Raw genomic sequence first — 16,356 nt, 5'->3', positions numbered from 1 at the left:
AGCCCCTCGCGCGAGGGGCATCCCAGTTCAGGGAATAATTGGGGACTATGGCAACACCACAGTCCCCTTTTCCTTTTCTGGACGGCCTCTTTGAGCGCCTGGCAGCCGGTCCGCAGCCTCCGCAATGGCTGGTCCACGAGGTGCAGCAGCGCCTGGTGCTGTTTCTCAACCATGTGCTGATGCAGGAGAAAGAGGCCACGGACCGGCTGGTGCGCCAAAAGGGCCGCATCGCACGGGTGCAGTGGCGGGCTTACTCCCTGTCGTTGGTCATCACTCCGGCAGGCCTGTTCAACCTGGCGCCCGAATCCGCGGTGCCAGACCTGCGTCTGGAAGTGACCGATACCTCCCCCATTGCCTTGGCCCAGGCCGCGTTGCGTGGCGACAAGCCCTCCATCCGCATTGAAGGGGATGTGCAACTGGCGGCCGAGATCAACTGGCTGGTGGACCATGTGCGCTGGGATGTGGAAGAAGACCTGGCCCGTGTGATCGGAGATACCCCTGCGCACACGTTGGCACAGTTTGCTGGCCGGGCCGCGCAGGCCCTGCACCAGTTTGTGGGTTCGCGCATGGCTGCTGCGGGTGGGGTGCCATCGTCGGCTGTTGCTCCGATGGCATCAGCGGCTACGGCGTCTACGGCGGCACATGGTGCTCCGGCAGCTGCGCCGCTGTCGCCCTCGGGTGGTTCCGACCGGGCTGACGCATGAAGCGCTTCTTGCGGGGGGCTGCCATCCTGTGGGTGGTGTTCCGCTTCGGCCTGGACGGCCTGGTGCTCGACAGCTTTCAAAAGCCGTGGCTGCGCATGATCTCGCGCATCGTGTCCATCGGGCGCAACCTGGATGCTCCGCGCGGCCAGCGCCTGCGCGAGGCGCTGGAGAGTCTGGGCCCTATCTTCGTCAAGTTTGGCCAGGTGCTTTCCACCCGCCGCGATCTGCTGCCTGCCGACATCGCCGACGAACTGGCCCGCCTGCAGGACCGGGTGCCGCCGTTCGACCCTGACATAGCCATCGCCACCATCGAGCGCGCCTTCCGCCGTCCGGTGGGCGAGGTGTTTACCTCCTTTGACCGCACACCGGTGGCCAGCGCGTCCATTGCCCAGGTGCATTTCGCCACGCTGCGTGACCGCCAGGGCATTGAGCGCGAGGCGGCCGTCAAGGTACTGCGGCCTGGCATGCTGCCGTTGATCGAGAAAGACCTGAGCCTCATGCGCATGATGGCGGGCTGGGTCGAGAGTTTGTCGGCTGACGGCAAGCGCCTCAAGCCCCGTGAGGTGGTGGCCGAGTTCGACAACTACCTGCACGATGAGCTGGACCTGGTGCGCGAGGCCGCCAACGCCGCGCAACTGCGCCGCAACATGACGGGGCTGGACCTGGTGCTGATTCCCGAAATTTTCTGGGATTTTTGCCACCCCGAGGTCATGGTGATGCAGCGCATGAACGGTGTGCCCATCAGCCAAGTCGACCGTCTGCGCGAGGCCGGTGTGGACATCCCCAAACTGGCGCGCGACGGAGTCACCATCTTCTTCACCCAGGTGTTCCGCGACGGGTTTTTCCATGCCGACATGCACCCCGGCAATATCCAGGTGAGCTTGGAGCCCGCTACGTTCGGCCGCTACATCTCGCTGGACTTCGGCATCGTTGGCACGCTGACTGAAGTGGACAAGGAGTACCTGGCGCAGAATTTTGTGGCCTTCTTTCGGCGCGACTACAAGCGGGTGGCTGAGCTGCACATCGAAAGCGGCTGGGTGCCGCCCGAGACGCGGGTCAACGACCTCGAATCGGCCATTCGCGCCGTGTGCGAGCCGTACTTTGACCGCCCACTCAAGGAAATCTCGCTGGGCATGGTGCTGATGCGCTTGTTCCAGACCTCGCGCCGTTTCCATGTCGAGATCCAGCCTCAGCTGGTGCTGCTGCAAAAAACCTTGCTCAACATTGAAGGACTGGGCCGAGAGTTGGACCCGGAACTGGACCTGTGGAGCACGGCCAAGCCCTTCCTGGAGAAGTGGATGCTGGAGCAGATGGGCCCCCAGCGCCTGTGGCGCGAGCTGCGGGCCGAGGCTCCGCACTATGCCAAGCTGCTTCCCGAGCTGCCGCGCCTGATCTACGACGCGTTGCGCCAGCGCCCGGCAGACCATCAATCTGCACTGCGTGAACTGCTGGACGCGCAAAAACGCACCAACCGTCTGTTGCAGTCCATCATTTATGGCGGGGTGGGGTTTGTGCTGGGGCTGCTTGCCATGCAGCTGTTCATGCGCATCCGGGTTTTTTAGTGTTTGCGGCACAAAAGTTGCCTTCATAATCCGCAGCAAATTTGTAACGTGTTTGTAAGTGGGGCTGCGGCCCCATGGTCGTCAGGCGCCGCAGTGTTGCCACCCGGGGCACTTTGCGTGCGCGCTGTCTTTTTCGCTACCACCCCTGGAGTTTTGGAGCGGCGCCATGCTGTTGTCATTCATCGTTCTGTACCTGCTGGTTTCGATTGGTGTGGGCCTGTATGCCGCTACCCGCGTGCACAACACGGCCGACTATGCGGTGGCCGGGCGCAGCCTGCCGCTGGCCGTGGTGATCGCCACCACGTTTGCCACCTGGTTTGGCTCGGAAACCGTGCTGGGCGTGTCGGCCCGGTTTGTGGACGGAGGCCTGGGGGCGGTAGTGGAAGACCCGTTCGGTGCGTCCATGTGCCTGGTGCTGGTGGGGCTGTTTTTTGCCTACAAGCTTTACCAAAAGAACCTCATCACCCTGGGTGACTATTACCGCCAGCGTTATGGCCGCGTGATCGAGGTGGCCTGCTCGGCCATCATCATCTTCAGCTATCTGGGCTGGGTCGCTGCCCAGATCACGGCCCTGGGCCTGGTGTTCAACCTGCTCACGCAAGGGACGGTGTCTGTCACCATGGGCATGATCATTGGCACGCTGATCGTGCTGGTGTACACCCTGTACGGCGGAATGTGGTCGGTGGCCATGACCGATTTTGTGCAGATGATCGTGATCGGCGTGGGCCTGCTGGCCATCGCTTGGTATGCGGCCGACCTCGCAGGCGGTGCAGGCAAAGTGGTGGAATTTGCGGCGCGCGAAGGCAAGTTTCATTTTTTCCCATCCGGTGGCGTCAAGGAGTGGACATTTTTCATCGCTGCGGCCATCACCATGATGCTGGGCTCCATTCCGCAGCAGGATGTGTTTCAGCGCGTCATGTCTTCCAACAGTGCGGCGACTGCGCGCAAAGGCCCTGTGATCGGTGGTTTGCTGTACCTGCTGTTTGCTTTCATTCCGATGTTTGTGGTCACTGCCGCAGTGCTGGTTATGCCTGAGACAGCGCAGGCCCTGCTCAAGGAAGACCCGCAGAAAGTGCTGCCCACCCTGGTGATGGAGCGCATGCCGCTGATGCTGCAGGTGGCGTTTTTTGGCGCGCTGCTCTCGGCCATCATGTCCACGGCTTCGGCGACCTTGTTGGCACCGTCTACCACTTTTGTGGAGAACATCCTGCACAACCTGCGTCCCGGCATGACCGATCAGCAGACCCTCAAGGCCATGCGCATTTCTGTGCTGGTGTTCACGGGCTGCGTGTTGACCTACGCCGTCACCATGCAGGGCACCTCTATCTATGAGCTGGTGTCGGGCGCTTACCAGGTGCCACTGGTGGGGGCGTTTGTGCCACTGGTGTTTGGCCTGTACTGGAAACGTGCCACCACCCAGGGGGCCCTGCTGGCGGTGGCCATGGGGCTGGGGGTCTGGCTGCTGTTCGTGGCCAGCCCCATGTTGTCGGAGGCTTTCCCGCAGCAACTGGCCGGAGTGCTGGCCGCTCTGGTGGGCATGCTGGGTGGCTCGCTGGCACCCCAGTGGATCGACGATCACAAGGGGCATGTCACCCATTACGAAGGCAGTGCGAGCTGAATGCCCCGCCCAGCGCTTGGCGCCGGGCTTGCGAACAGGCATGCCGCCTATAATTGAGGGTTTTGCACTTTCCCTCAACTCACTGACATGCCTATTTACGCCTACAAATGCGGCTCCTGTGGCCATGCCAAGGATGTGCTGCAAAAAATCTCCGACGCACCGCTGACGGTATGCCCCGCCTGTGGCGCCGAAGCCTTTTCCAAGCAGGTCACGGCGGCGGGTTTTCAGCTCAAGGGCTCGGGCTGGTATGTGACCGATTTTCGTGGGGGCAATGGGGGTAGTTCCGCCCCGGCCACCGAGGCCAAGTCGGAGTCCAAGACCGAATCAACGGCACCCGCAAGCGGTGGCGATGCTCCTAAAAAGGACGCGACCAGTGCCAGCAGCATTGGCACCACTAGCGCTAGCGGCACTAGTGGCACTTCTTCCTCTTCGAGCTGAGGACCTGCATGGCCTCCCTGCGCAAATGGCTGTTGACAGGCCTTCTGGTCATCGTGCCCGGTGTCATCACGGCCTGGGTGCTCAACTGGATTGTGAGCACGCTCGACCAGACCCTGCAGATCCTGCCGGGCGCGTGGCAGCCAGACAAGCTGCTCGGGGTGCATGTCCCGGGCTTTGGCGTGGTCCTCACGCTGGCCATCTTGCTGGTGGTGGGCGCCATTGCCAGCAACTTCGCGGGCCGCAAGCTCGTGCAGTGGGGCGATGCGCTGGTGCACCGCATTCCGGTGGTGCGCTCCATCTACTCCAGCGTCAAGCAGGTGTCGGACACGCTGTTTTCCGAGAGCGGCAATGCCTTTCGCAAGGCCGTGCTCGTGCAGTGGCCCCGCGAGGGGGTCTGGACCGTGGCGTTTGTCACGGGTGCCCCCAACGGTGAAGTGGCTGCGTACTTGCGCGACGAGTTCGTCAGCGTGTATGTGCCCACCACCCCCAACCCCACCGGTGGATATTTTGTGATGGTGCGCAAGAGCGATTGCGTCGAGCTCGACATGAGCGTGGACGCCGCCCTCAAGTACATCGTCTCGATGGGCGTGGTCGCTCCGACAGACCCCACGCTCGTTCCTCCGAAGTAAATCTCTTTCAACGTCAACGCGCCCTGCGGCGCCGGAAGTTTTGTCATGGCTATGCGTTCCCACTATTGCGGTCTTGTGACCGAAGCCCTGTTGGGCCAAACCGTTACCCTGTCGGGCTGGGTGAACCGCCGCCGTGACCATGGTGGCGTGATCTTCATCGACCTGCGCGACCGCGAAGGCTACGTGCAGGTGGTGTGCGATCCCGACCGTGCCGAGATGTTCAAGGTTGCCGAAGGCGTGCGCAATGAGTTCTGCGTGCAGGTCAAGGGCGTGGTGCGCGCGCGCCCTGAGGGCACCACCAACGACAAGCTCAAGACCGGCCAGATCGAAGTGCTGTGCCACGAGCTGAACGTGCTGAACCCCTCGGTCACGCCCCCGTTCCAGATCGATGAGGAAAACCTGTCGGAAACCACGCGCCTCACGCACCGCGTGCTGGACCTGCGCCGCCCTTACATGCAGAACAACCTGATGCTGCGCTACAAGGTGGCCATGGAGGTGCGCAAGTTCCTCGATGCCAACGGCTTCATCGACATCGAAACCCCTATGCTCACCAAGAGCACGCCCGAAGGCGCGCGCGACTACCTCGTGCCCAGCCGCGTGCACGACGGCCATTTCTTCGCGCTGCCCCAGTCGCCTCAGCTGTTCAAGCAACTGCTGATGGTGGCGGGCTTTGACCGTTACTACCAGATCACCAAGTGCTTCCGCGACGAAGACCTGCGTGCTGACCGCCAGCCCGAGTTCACCCAGATCGATATCGAAACATCGTTCATGGAAGAGCAGGACATCCGCGACATGTTCCAGGGCATGATCAAGACGGTGTTCCAGAACACGCTGGGCGTGGATCTGGGCGAGTTCCCCGTCATGACGTACCAAGATGCCGCGCGCCTGTATGGCTCTGACAAGCCCGACCTGCGTGTGAAGCTCGAATTCACCGAGCTGACCGACGTGATGAAGGACGTGGACTTCAAGGTGTTCTCGGGCGCCGCCAACATGAAGAATGGCCGCGTTGTGGGTCTGCGCGTGCCCGGTGGCTCGGTCGAAGGCGGCGGCATCAGCCGTGGCGAGATCGACGCCTACACCGAGTTCGTCAAGATCTACGGCGCCAAGGGCCTGGCCTACATCCGCGTCAACGAGCTGGCCAAGGGCCGTGACGGTCTGCAGTCACCGATCGTGAAGAACCTCCACGACGCGGCCCTGCAAGCCGTACTGGAGCGCACCGGTGCGCAGGACGGCGACCTGATCTTCTTCGGCGCCGACAAGGAAAAGATCGTCAACGACGCCATTGGCGCGCTGCGTATCAAGATCGGCCACAGCGAGTTCGGCAAGAAGAACGGCCTGTTCGAGAGCCGCTGGGCCCCGCTGTGGGTGGTGGACTTTCCGATGTTCGAGTACGACGAGGAAAACCAGCGCTGGAACTCGGTGCACCACCCCTTCACCAGCCCCAAGGATGGCCACGAAGACTGGATGGTCACTGCGCCCGAGAAGTGCATCTCCAAGGGCTACGACATGGTGCTCAACGGCTGGGAAATGGGTGGCGGTTCCGTCCGTATCCACCGCGCCGATGTGCAGCAGAAGGTGTTTGACGCCCTCAACATCACGCCAGAAGAAGCCCAGCTCAAGTTCGGCTTCCTGCTGGACGCGCTCCAGTACGGCGCGCCCCCACACGGCGGCCTGGCCTTCGGCCTGGATCGCATCGTGACGCTGATGACCGGTGCCGAGTCGATCCGCGACGTGATCGCCTTCCCCAAGACCCAGCGCGCCCAGTGTCTGCTCACGCAGGCGCCAAGCCCTGTGGACGAAAAGCAGTTGCGCGAGCTGCACATCCGCTTGCGCAACCCCGACGCGGCCAAGACGGCGGTCTGATCCCGGACGCATCACCTACGTCCCTGGCGAATGCATGTAGGCATCGCACACCAAGCGGCTCGGGCCTTGTGCCCGGGCCGCTTTTTTCATGCGCGGCGGGTCAAGTATTGACCGCTGGGCGCGGACCGAAAGAGGCACTCCCATGCGTTTGTTGACAAGCTCCCGTCTGCTGCTGGTGGCAGTCGCCTGTATCGCCCTGGCTGGCTGCGGCGAGAAGAAGACTGAACTGGGCCAAGGGGGCTCGGTGGTCACAGGCTCGGCCGGGCCGCAGGGCGCGCAGAACGCCGCCCGTGAGCTGGTGCGTTGTGATGCGCCGGTGGCCACGCTGGCGCTGGCCGAGAACCCCAATGGCTACATCATGGGCTCGGGCTACCAGCTGCCCGCGTCACCGGTGCCGCTGGTCAAGCTGCTGGCCCAGCAGAGTGGGTGCTTCCGGGTGGTGGACCGGGCGGCGGGCCTGCGGGGCACCGTGCAGGAGCAGGAGCTGAAGGACGCAGGCATCCTGCGCAAGAACAACTCCACCGTGGCCAAGGGCAAGGGGTATGAGGCGCAGTACACGCTCACGCCCAGCCTCACGTTCAGCGAGCAGGATGCAGGCCGGGGCCTGGCCGGGGTGATTGCCATGATCCCGGTGCTGCGCGACATCGCCGGGCTGGCCGGGCTGGTGGAGCAGGTCAAGTTCAAGGAGGCGCAAACGGCACTGCTGCTGTCCGACAACGAAACCACCGAGCAGGTGGCGGCAGCCACGGGCTCCGCGCGCACCACCGACCTGGGCGTGGGTGGCCTGGTGTTTGGCAAGCTGGGGGGCGCTGCAGGCGCTGGCTGGAGCAATACCAACGAGGGCAAGGTCATTGCGGCAGCCTTTCTGGACGCGCACAACCAGTTGGTGGTGCAGGCTCGCGCGCTGCAGGCCAAGGAGTTGCCTCCGCCCGTGCCCACCACCACGGCAGCCCAGCGCCCCAAGGGCGGTTGAAGGCCAAGAACGTGTTTACGATCTTTTCAGGGCCGCGCAAGTACCTTGCCGGGATGGGGTGCAAGGCGCGGTGCGCTGCTGATAGCCTGTGCTATCGGCAAGCGCCGCAACGCAGTAGACCGCTCGGCAAGACACTTGCCCGAAGGGCTGGAGTGAAATCGGGCGATTGGACGCCCCGGCTGCTTGCATGGGCACGGGCCCATGCGGCGCACCCGGAGCATCCATTCACTCCGATTGCACTCCAGCGCGGCCCCGAAAAGATCGCAAACACGTTCTAAGGGCCGCCGAGCCATGGCACCCGCACCACAGCGGCCTTACAAGCTCCCGGAGTCGGTGCTGGTGGTCATCCACACCCCGGCCCTGGAGGTGTTGCTGATCCGCCGTACCGGGGGCGAGGGGCACTGGCAGTCGGTCACGGGCAGCAAGGATGCGCTGGACGAACCCTTTGCAGAAACGGCCCGCCGCGAGGTGGCCGAAGAAACCGGCATCGATACCCAGGCACCGGGTTGTCTGCTGACCGACTGGGCGCTGGAGAACGTGTACGACATCTGGCCCCAGTGGCTGCACCGTTATGCCCCCGGCGTGGTGCGCAACCGCGAGCGCGTGTTTGGCTTGTGTGTGCCCCTTGGCACGCCCGTGGTGCTGAGCCCGCGCGAGCACGATGCGTATGAATGGCTGCCCTGGCAGCAGGCGGCGGACCGGTGTTTTTCGGCATCCAATGCCGAGGCGTGTTTGCTGCTTCCCCGGTTTGTGCACCCCAGATGAGTGGGGCCCGTGTGGGCCGGTTTACAGCAGGGGGCTGAGGGCCGGACGGCGTTGCCTGTTGCCTCAAGAGGAGGCGTCTGGGGGGGGCAGTTGCGCGGCGGCGGCGGGGCCTTCAGCATCGTCCGCGGGTGCTGGGCTTTGTGCCATGCTGTCCTGCGATGACGGCGCAATGCGCTTGGGTGTTTTGTCGCTGCTGCCCCGCACGCGCAACGCCACACCGCCGGGGTGGCGCTCACTGTCTTGTCCCAGGATGGCCCGTGCCGGGGTGCTGCCCATGCGGGTGCGCAGTGCGTCGATGGCCTCCTGCAGCGGCTCGGGTGCGGTCATGCGTGCGCTGTGGCGCAGCAGCACCTGCTGCGCCATATCGAGCAGTTTGGAGTTGAGGGTGCGCTCGGCCTCGGTCAGCAGGTTCTGCACTGCACCGCTGGGGTTGCCCCCCAGGCTCTGCGCCATGGCGACTTCGGCCGTCTTGTTGACGCGTTGCAGGCAGTCACGCACCAGCTCGCTGTAGGGCGCATGCAGATTGCAGGCGTTGGCCATCAGCTCGGTCAGGCCGCGTGTGTTGGCATAGCGCATGCCCAGGGCAAGCACCCAGCTGTCGCCCTCGGGCAGCTCGATCGACGTGACGGCCAATACGGCCAGCAGGCTGCCCAGGTTGCAGGCGGCCTCAAAGTCGAAGGTGCTGGACGTGATCTCGCGGGCCATGCCACGCACCGATTCAACCGCTTGCGAGAACTGCCGCTGCTGGATGAGCTGCAGCGCGCGAGCCACCTCGGCAAAACGCCGGATGCGTGCGCTGCCGTAGTGGCGCTCCAGGATGCGCGCAAAGTCAGCCATGCAGCGCTCAATGCCCTTGCGGTCGTTTTCGGCGTAGTACGCAAACGTCAGCAGCACCAGCGACTGGTAGTCAAACAGCTTGGAATCAATGCCCAGTATCGTGGCGCGCGCCAGCACCTTGGTGGCGGTGGCGCGGTCGCCCATGTAGTACGACATCATCCCCAGCTTCTGCAGCCGCACCACCGAGTCGGGTGTGAGGGTGCTGGCCGTGCGGTAGGTCTCGATGGCCTGCGCGAAGTTGCCCATCTCCACCTGTGCGCGGCCCAGCACGTCGTAGGCGTCGGCAAACGAGGCGTCTTCGCCAATCAGCTCCTGCAAGGTGGTGACGGCGCGTGCCGCCTGGCCCGATTCGATCTGCGCGCGGGCCACGCCCAGCTTAGCCCAGGGCAGGGCACGCGCGGCGATCACGGCCTCGAACAGGGTGCGCGCCTCGTCGTGCCGCCCCAGGCGCAGCAGCAGTTCCGATCCAATGCGTGCTGCATACAGCCAGTAGGGCTGGCGAGCCTCAAAGCGCTCCACGCACAGCGCGGCGGCCTGCTCGAAGTCTTCGGCCTCGATGGCGTCGAAGATGGGCTTGAGATGGATCTTGCGCAAGCGCGCCAGGCTCAGGCGCTCGAACAGCGCGCTGGGCGTGAAGGGCTTGAGCAGGTAGCCGTCCAGAGCCGACTCGGCCGCCTCGGCCACGGCCGCGTACGACGCCTCGGCCGTGACCATGAAAAACACGGTGGAAAACGGCAGCAACTGCGCGCGCCGCAGGTCGTCCAACAGGGTCTGGCCCGAGTAGTTGGCATCGCCAAAAAATTGGTCGCACAGCACGTAGTCGAACACCGTGTGCTCCAGCCGACTGCGTGCGTCCTGCACACGCGAACACTGCACGATGCGGGTCACGCCGTATTCGCGCAATTGCCCCACCAGGATGCTGCGCGACGTGGCATTGCTGTCCACGATCAGCGCCTGGGTCTGTGGGGTGGGATTGGGGCCGCTCTCGGTAGCCATCAGGTGTGGGCCGTCCCTGCGTGCTCAAAATGTTGGGGCCCCCAGTGTAAGGCGCTGCAGCCCACCGCCTGCGTCGGGCAAACCCGCTGCCCGCGCGGCTTGCGACACAATCTCAAGTCCTAGAAGCGGTAGTTGATCGCTTGCCATATTCAAGAGAGCCCGATGGATACATACTTTCGCTGCTTCGTTGACGTTCGCTTGTCGAGTGGGCACGCTACACCCTCGCCTGCATCGCGCTCGGCGCGCCATGCAGCGTTACTCCTCCTTGTGGGCATGAGCCCGCCGCGTCCTCGCGTCTTGCCTGGCGCGCCCATCGCGGCACTGGCGGGTGCGTTCAACTACTGCTTCTAGGACCATGCAACACGAAGACATCCTGCGCGTAGCCACCTACAACATCCACAAGGGGGTGCAAGGCATAGGCCCCGCGCGGCGGCTGGAGATCCACAACCTGGGCCTGGCGGTGGAGCAACTCGATGCCGACATCGTCTGCCTGCAGGAGGTGCGCAAGCTGCACCGGCGCGAGGCGGCGTACTTTCAGCGCTGGCCCGATCTGCCTCAGGCCGAGTTTCTGGCGCCCGAAGGCTATGAGGCGGTGTATCGCACCAACGCGGTCACCAAACACGGCGAACATGGCAATGCGTTGCTGACCCGCTGGCCGGTGATTGGGCACCAGCATGAAGACATCTCGGACCACCGCTTTGAGCAGCGCGGCCTGCTGCATGTGGAGGTGGACGTGCAGGGCCGCAGCGTGCATGTCATCGTGGTGCACCTGGGCCTCATCCCCGGCAGCCGCATCCGCCAGGTCGAGCGTCTGCAGGCCTTCATCGAGCGTGAGGTGCCGCCCGGTACGCCGTTGGTGGTGGCGGGCGACTTCAACGACTGGGGACAATTGCTCAAGCACATGCTGGCGGGCTTTGGCCTGTATGAGTGGGACGCCCCGCGCACCTTCACCTACCCGGCACGATTGCCGCTGGCGCAGCTGGACCATGTGTATGCGCGCGGGCTCACGCCGCTGTCGCTGCAGGTGCCACGTGGCCGCATCTGGTGGCGCATGTCCGACCATCTGCCCCTGATCGCGGAGTTCCGGCTGTGAGGCTTTGCTGTGCCGTGTGGGGTGGCGGGGTGACAGGATGAGGCGCAAGTTGTCCGCGATGCGAGGCGGGTTTGAACTCGCCGACGACCACCAGGTGCGCCTGCTGCAAGGTGCCGAAGAGCTGTTTCCCGCGCTCATCAAGGCCATGGATGCCGCGATGGCAGACATCCAGTTCGAAACCTACATCTTTGACTTCACCGGCGCTGGAGCCTCGGTGGCGCAGGCGCTGATGCGCGCTGCGGCGCGGGGGGTGCGCACCCAGCTGGTGGTCGATGGCGTGGGCACCGGCGCCTTGCCCAAGGCCTGGGCCGAGCAGCTGCACGCCGCCGGCGTGTTGTGCAGCGTGTATTCGCCGCTGGGGCCGCTGGGGCTGCTGCTGCCCCACCGCTGGCGGCGGCTGCACCGCAAGCTGTGCGTGGTGGATGGGCGCGTGCTGTTTTGCGGCGGCATCAACGTGCTGGACGACTTTCACGACCCCAACCACGGCACGCTGGATGCCCCCCGGTTTGACTTTGCCGTGCGCGCCACGGGCAGCCTGGTGGCGCAGGCCAGCGACACCATGGACCAGCTGTGGTGGCGCATGCAGGCCGTGCGCGACGCGCGCCAGCGCCGCCTGCCCGAGGCGCTGCAGGCCCTGCGCGCCGCCAGCGCAGCGCGGAACGCAGAGCAGGCCGCGCAGGGCACCGACCCCAACGCCGGGCCACCCGTGCGCGCCACCCTGGTGCTGCGCGACAACGTGCGCAACCGCAGCCGCATCGAGAAGGCCTACCTCCGCGCCATTGGCGCGGCGCGGCATGAAGTCATCATTGCCAACGCCTACTTCATGCCCGGCGGCAAGCTGCGCCGCGCGCTGGTCATGGCGGCCCGCCGGGGCGTGCGGGTGCGCCTGCTGCTGCAGGGGCGGTACGAATACTTCATGCAGTACCACGCGGCCCGGCCGGTGTATGGCGCGCTGCTGGAGGCGGGGGTCGAGATCTACGAGTACGCGCCGAGCTTTCTGCACGCCAAGGTGGCCGTCATCGACGCGCATAGCGACCGGCCCTGGGCCACGGTGGGCTCGTCCAACCTCGACCCGCTCTCCCTGCTGCTGGCGCGGGAGGCCAATGTGGTGGTGGAAGACGCAGCCTTTGCCATCGACCTGCGCCAGCGCCTGGTGCACGCCATGCAGCACGCGGGTCGCCGCATGGACCCAGCACGCTACGCGGGCCGCCCGTTGCGCCAGCGGGTGCTGGACCGCGTGGCCTTTGGCCTCATGCGCCTGGCGTTATGGGTAACGGGCAAACGGTATTGACGGGGGTTGGTTGAGATTGCTATTAATATGGTAGCTGTTCAGGCATATTGCATAAGCGCTTGGTGCCTAAAACCCTTGCGATCGGTCGAAGCGCGTTCGCTGGTAGGATGCCACCCATGTCCAGCCAACCTGCCGCCGATATGACGCCCACCTCACCGGACGAAGGCACGCCCGTTTCCGTCAAGATCCGAGAGCGCCTTGCCGCCGCGCGCAAGCGCTTTCACGCCAACGACAACATTGCCGAATTCATCGAGCCCGGCGAGCTGGAGAAGCTGCTCGACGAGGTTGAAGTCAAGATGCAGGGCGTGCTCGACAGCCTGGTCATCAACACCGACGGCGACCACAACACCAACAACACCGCGCGCCGCGTGGCCAAGATGTACCTCAACGAGGTGTTCAAGGGCCGCTACGTGACGCAGCCGCCCATCACCGAGTTCCCCAACGCCGAGCACCTCAACGAGCTGATGATCGTCGGGCCTATTACCGTGCGCAGCGCCTGCAGCCACCATTTCTGCCCCGTCATCGGCAAGATCTGGATCGGTGTGATGCCCAATGAGCACACCAACGTGATCGGCCTCAGCAAATACGCGCGCCTGGTGGACTGGGTCATGGGCCGTCCCCAGATCCAGGAAGAAGCCGTGGTGCAACTGGCCGATCTCATTATGGAAAAGACCCAGCCCGATGGCCTGGCCATCGTGATGGAGGCCAGCCACTTCTGCATGTCCTGGCGCGGCGTGCGCGAGATGGACAGCAAGATGATCAACTCCGTGATGCGTGGCGTGTTCCTCAAGGATTCCGCCCTGCGCCGCGAATTTTTGTCCCTCATTCCTGGAAAGAACTGACCTATGTTGGTACGCCTGCTTTACGCCAGTCGCGCGGTCGATACCTCGCCCGCCGCCATCGAAGCCATCCTGACGCAGTCGCGCCAGCACAACCCCGGCAGCGGCATCACCGGCGTGCTGTGCTACGGCGGCGGCGTGTTCTTGCAAGCCATCGAGGGCGGGCGCTCTGCAGTGAGCGAGCTGTATGGCCACATCCAGAAAGACCCGCGCCACAAGGACGTGGAGCTGCTGCACTACGAAGAAATCGCCGAACGCCGTTTTGGCGGCTGGACCATGGGGCAGGTCAACCTGTCCAAGATCAACCACTCCATCTTGCTCAAATACTCCGAAAAGCCCGAGCTGGACCCGTACGCGGTGTCGGGCAAGGTGTCGTTTGCGCTGCTTGAAGAGTTGATGGCCACGGCCTCCATCATCGGAAGGGCCTGAAAAGCGGGGCGCTTGGCTACTGCGCGGCCTGATCCAGGGCCTGCGGTACTCACCGCACGGGAGTGCGGCTGCGTTCCTCAACCCAGGCTGAGGCCGCTCGCTACGCCAATCACCCCACTTTTCGTTGTTGTCCTGGACTCGTCATTGCAGCCGCAGCCCACAGGGGTTGCGGCTTTTTGCATTCAAGCTGCTCCTTTTTACCCGTGACCTTCACCGCCTTCGCCCTCATCATCCTCGCCGGCCTCATCCACGCGTGCTGGAACATCGTGGCCAAGAAGGCCGGGGGCGATTCGCGGTTTGCGTTCTTCACCTCGGTGCTGATGATGCTGTTCTGGGCGCCGCTGGGCTGGTACCTGGGGCGCGACGCGGTGCCGCTGTGGGGTGCCGTGGAATGGGGCTTTGTCGCCGCCAGTGGGCTGCTGCATGTGGCTTATTTCGTCATCCTGCTGCGCGGCTACCGCGTGGCTGACCTCACTGTGGTGTACCCGCTGGCGCGCGGCTCGGGGCCGCTGCTGTCGTCGCTGGTGGCCATCACGCTGTTGGGCGAGCAGATCTCTGCGCTGGGTGCCTTGGGCATCGTGGGCGTGGTGGGGGGCGTGTTTCTGATCGCGGGTGGCCCCGGCCTGCTGCGCGCGGCGCACGACCCGGCTGCGCGGGCGCGTGTGCACAAGGGCATGTTGTATGGCCTGCTCACGGGCGCGTTCATCGCAAGCTACACCGTGGTCGATGGCTATGCGGTCAAGTTTCTGCTGATGTCGCCCATCCTGGTGGACTACATGGGCAACTTTGTGCGCGTGGGCCTGCTGGCGCCCGTGGTGCTGCGTGATCTGCCCACGGCCCGCACGCTCTGGCTGACGCAGTGGCGTTTTGCGCTGCTGGTGGCGGTGGTCAGCCCCGTGGCTTATGTGCTGGTGCTTTATGCCATGCAACAGGCGCCCCTGTCGCACGTGGCACCGGCGCGCGAGGTATCCATGCTGTTTGCCGCGCTGATCGGCGGGCACCTGCTGGGCGAGGGCGACCGTGTGGCGCGCATCTTTGGTGCGCTGTGTATTGCGGCGGGTGTGACAGCGTTGGCTTTGGGATGACGGCCACGGCACCACAACCCCTTCTGCTGGGCTGCGACTTCTCCAGCAGCCCCACCCGGCGCAAGCCCATCGTGCTCGCGCTGGGCCAGTGCCAGGGTGCACGCGTGCAGCTCACGGCGCTGAAGCGTTTCGACACCCTGGCTGCGTTTGGCCAATGGTTGGCGCAACCCGGCGACTGGGTGGGCGGCTTTGACCTGCCTTTTGGCCTGCCGCGCGAGCTGGTACGGGCGCTGGGTTGGCCCACCGACTGGCTGGCGTGCATGCAGCATTACCGCCGCCTCAGCCGCGCGCAGATCCGCGACCAGTTCGCTGCGTTCTGCGACGCCCGCCCCGTGGGCGGCAAGTTTGCCCACCGCGCCACCGACGGCCCCGCTGGCTCCAGCCCGTCGATGAAATGGGTGAACCCACCCGTCGCCTACATGCTGCACGCGGGCCTGCCACTGCTGCTCGATGCCGGTGTGCATCTGCCCGGCCTGCACCCTGGCGACCCCCGCCGCGTGGCGCTGGAGGCCTACCCCGGCCTGCTCGCGCGCGAGGTGCTGCGGCGCCGCAGCTACAAAAGCGACGACCGCGCCAAGCAGACCCCTGACCGCCTCATCGCCCGCAAGGACCTGGTGAACGCGTTGGAGATGGGGCAGAACCAACTGGGCCTGCGCCTCAAGCTCAGCCACGCCCAGCGCGATGCCTTGGTCGATGACGCCAGCGGCGACAGCCTGGACGCCGTGTTGTGCCTGCTGCAAGCCGCCTGGGCCGAGCAGCGCCATGCCGAAGGCGATGCGCTCTATGGCCTGCCGCCGGGGCTCGACCCGCTGGAAGGCTGGATCGTCACGGCTGACAAGCCCTGACCAACGATTCCACCGCTTTTCCGGGCATCGGCCCGCCGCAGGCTGCGTAGCATGGGCGGGACACGCTGGATGCTTTGTTTGCCCATGCCTTTCGCCCCCCGTCATTGGTTCGCGCTGGTTTTGCTGGCCCCGCTGCTGGTGCAGGCCGCCCCCGCGCCCTGGTACTACTGGCGCAGCCTGGTCGATGGTCAGCGTGTGTGCGCCCAGGCGTCGCCCGGCCAGGGGTGGGAGCGCGACAGTGCCGCCTACGAAGGCCCGGGCTGCCAGCCGCGCCGGAAGGTGCTCATCGTGCCCATGCGGTGACGGGCCGCACGGTGGTGGGCTGACGCGCTGCTGTTATAAAAAACATAGCTATCAGCGCTTATTGCATAAGCGCTTGCGGGCAAAAG

The 16,356-nt window shown here is 64.8% G+C and carries 16 protein-coding genes; 15 read left to right on the top strand and 1 reads right to left on the bottom strand.

Annotated features, from left to right (window positions below; all coding sequences use genetic code 11):
• Window positions 1–47: 47 nt before the first annotated feature.
• The 8 genes from OIN59_RS18635 to nudB all read left to right on the top strand — a co-directional run bounded on the left by OIN59_RS18635 (window position 48) and on the right by nudB (window position 8,552).
• Complete coding sequence (locus tag OIN59_RS18635) at window positions 48–704, top strand: hypothetical protein (protein ID WP_274112620.1); 657 nt, start codon at window positions 48–50, stop codon at window positions 702–704.
• The gene (gene ubiB / locus OIN59_RS18630) at window positions 701–2,266 is read left to right on the top strand and encodes a ubiquinone biosynthesis regulatory protein kinase UbiB (protein ID WP_274112617.1); all 1,566 of its coding nucleotides are present in this window, start codon (window positions 701–703) and stop codon (window positions 2,264–2,266) included. The genes OIN59_RS18635 and ubiB overlap by 4 nt, the downstream gene beginning before the upstream one ends.
• Before the next feature lie 166 nt (window positions 2,267–2,432).
• On the top strand, window positions 2,433–3,884 hold the full coding sequence (locus OIN59_RS18625; protein WP_274112615.1) for a sodium:solute symporter family protein: 1,452 nt from the start codon (window positions 2,433–2,435) through the stop codon (window positions 3,882–3,884).
• 87 nt (window positions 3,885–3,971) lie between these two features.
• Complete coding sequence (locus OIN59_RS18620; protein WP_274112613.1) at window positions 3,972–4,322, top strand: FmdB family zinc ribbon protein; 351 nt, start codon at window positions 3,972–3,974, stop codon at window positions 4,320–4,322.
• Between the two features lie 8 nt (window positions 4,323–4,330).
• Window positions 4,331–4,951: a DUF502 domain-containing protein gene (locus OIN59_RS18615; RefSeq protein ID WP_274112610.1), complete on the top strand. Its 621-nt coding sequence runs from the start codon at window positions 4,331–4,333 to the stop codon at window positions 4,949–4,951.
• A gap of 45 nt (window positions 4,952–4,996) precedes the next feature.
• Window positions 4,997–6,814 carry an aspartate--tRNA ligase gene (gene aspS, locus OIN59_RS18610; protein WP_274112609.1) on the top strand — a complete coding sequence of 606 codons (1,818 nt, stop codon included), beginning with the start codon at window positions 4,997–4,999 and terminating at the stop codon, window positions 6,812–6,814.
• Window positions 6,815–6,956: 142 nt separating this feature from the next.
• On the top strand, window positions 6,957–7,787 hold the full coding sequence (locus tag OIN59_RS18605) for a CsgG/HfaB family protein (RefSeq protein ID WP_274112607.1): 831 nt from the start codon (window positions 6,957–6,959) through the stop codon (window positions 7,785–7,787).
• A 291-nt stretch (window positions 7,788–8,078) separates the two neighbouring features.
• The gene (gene nudB / locus OIN59_RS18600) at window positions 8,079–8,552 is read left to right on the top strand and encodes a dihydroneopterin triphosphate diphosphatase (RefSeq protein WP_274112605.1); all 474 of its coding nucleotides are present in this window, start codon (window positions 8,079–8,081) and stop codon (window positions 8,550–8,552) included.
• A gap of 63 nt (window positions 8,553–8,615) precedes the next feature.
• Here the strand turns inward: nudB and OIN59_RS18595 are convergent, their stop codons facing one another.
• Entirely contained in the window at window positions 8,616–10,385 is a 1,770-nt protein-coding gene (locus OIN59_RS18595; protein WP_274112603.1) for a response regulator, read from the bottom strand.
• Window positions 10,386–10,740: 355 nt separating this feature from the next.
• Here OIN59_RS18595 and OIN59_RS18590 point away from each other — a divergent pair, with 355 nt between their 5' ends.
• The 7 genes from OIN59_RS18590 (at window position 10,741) to OIN59_RS18560 (ending at window position 16,270) form a co-directional block, all read left to right on the top strand.
• Window positions 10,741–11,478 carry an endonuclease/exonuclease/phosphatase family protein gene (locus tag OIN59_RS18590; protein WP_274112602.1) on the top strand — a complete coding sequence of 246 codons (738 nt, stop codon included), beginning with the start codon at window positions 10,741–10,743 and terminating at the stop codon, window positions 11,476–11,478.
• Window positions 11,479–11,536: 58 nt separating this feature from the next.
• The gene (clsB, locus tag OIN59_RS18585) at window positions 11,537–12,769 is read left to right on the top strand and encodes a cardiolipin synthase ClsB (protein WP_274112782.1); all 1,233 of its coding nucleotides are present in this window, start codon (window positions 11,537–11,539) and stop codon (window positions 12,767–12,769) included.
• Window positions 12,770–12,885: 116 nt separating this feature from the next.
• Complete coding sequence (gene folE / locus OIN59_RS18580; protein WP_274112601.1) at window positions 12,886–13,611, top strand: GTP cyclohydrolase I; 726 nt, start codon at window positions 12,886–12,888, stop codon at window positions 13,609–13,611.
• 3 nt (window positions 13,612–13,614) lie between these two features.
• Window positions 13,615–14,037 (top strand): BLUF domain-containing protein, encoded by a 423-nt coding sequence (locus OIN59_RS18575; RefSeq protein WP_274112599.1) that lies wholly within the window; start codon window positions 13,615–13,617, stop codon window positions 14,035–14,037.
• Window positions 14,038–14,240: 203 nt separating this feature from the next.
• Window positions 14,241–15,122 (top strand): DMT family transporter, encoded by an 882-nt coding sequence (locus OIN59_RS18570; RefSeq protein WP_274112597.1) that lies wholly within the window; start codon window positions 14,241–14,243, stop codon window positions 15,120–15,122.
• Entirely contained in the window at window positions 15,119–15,967 is an 849-nt protein-coding gene (locus OIN59_RS18565) for a DUF429 domain-containing protein (RefSeq protein ID WP_274112595.1), read from the top strand. The genes OIN59_RS18570 and OIN59_RS18565 overlap by 4 nt, the downstream gene beginning before the upstream one ends.
• A gap of 84 nt (window positions 15,968–16,051) precedes the next feature.
• Window positions 16,052–16,270: a hypothetical protein gene (locus tag OIN59_RS18560; RefSeq protein ID WP_274112593.1), complete on the top strand. Its 219-nt coding sequence runs from the start codon at window positions 16,052–16,054 to the stop codon at window positions 16,268–16,270.
• The last annotated feature ends 86 nt before the right edge of the window (window positions 16,271–16,356 follow it).

This window comes from Acidovorax benzenivorans, assembly GCF_028680575.1.
Classification (GTDB): Bacteria; Pseudomonadota; Gammaproteobacteria; order Burkholderiales; family Burkholderiaceae_C; genus Acidovorax; species Acidovorax benzenivorans.
This window is presented reverse-complemented; position numbering and strand designations above follow the sequence as displayed.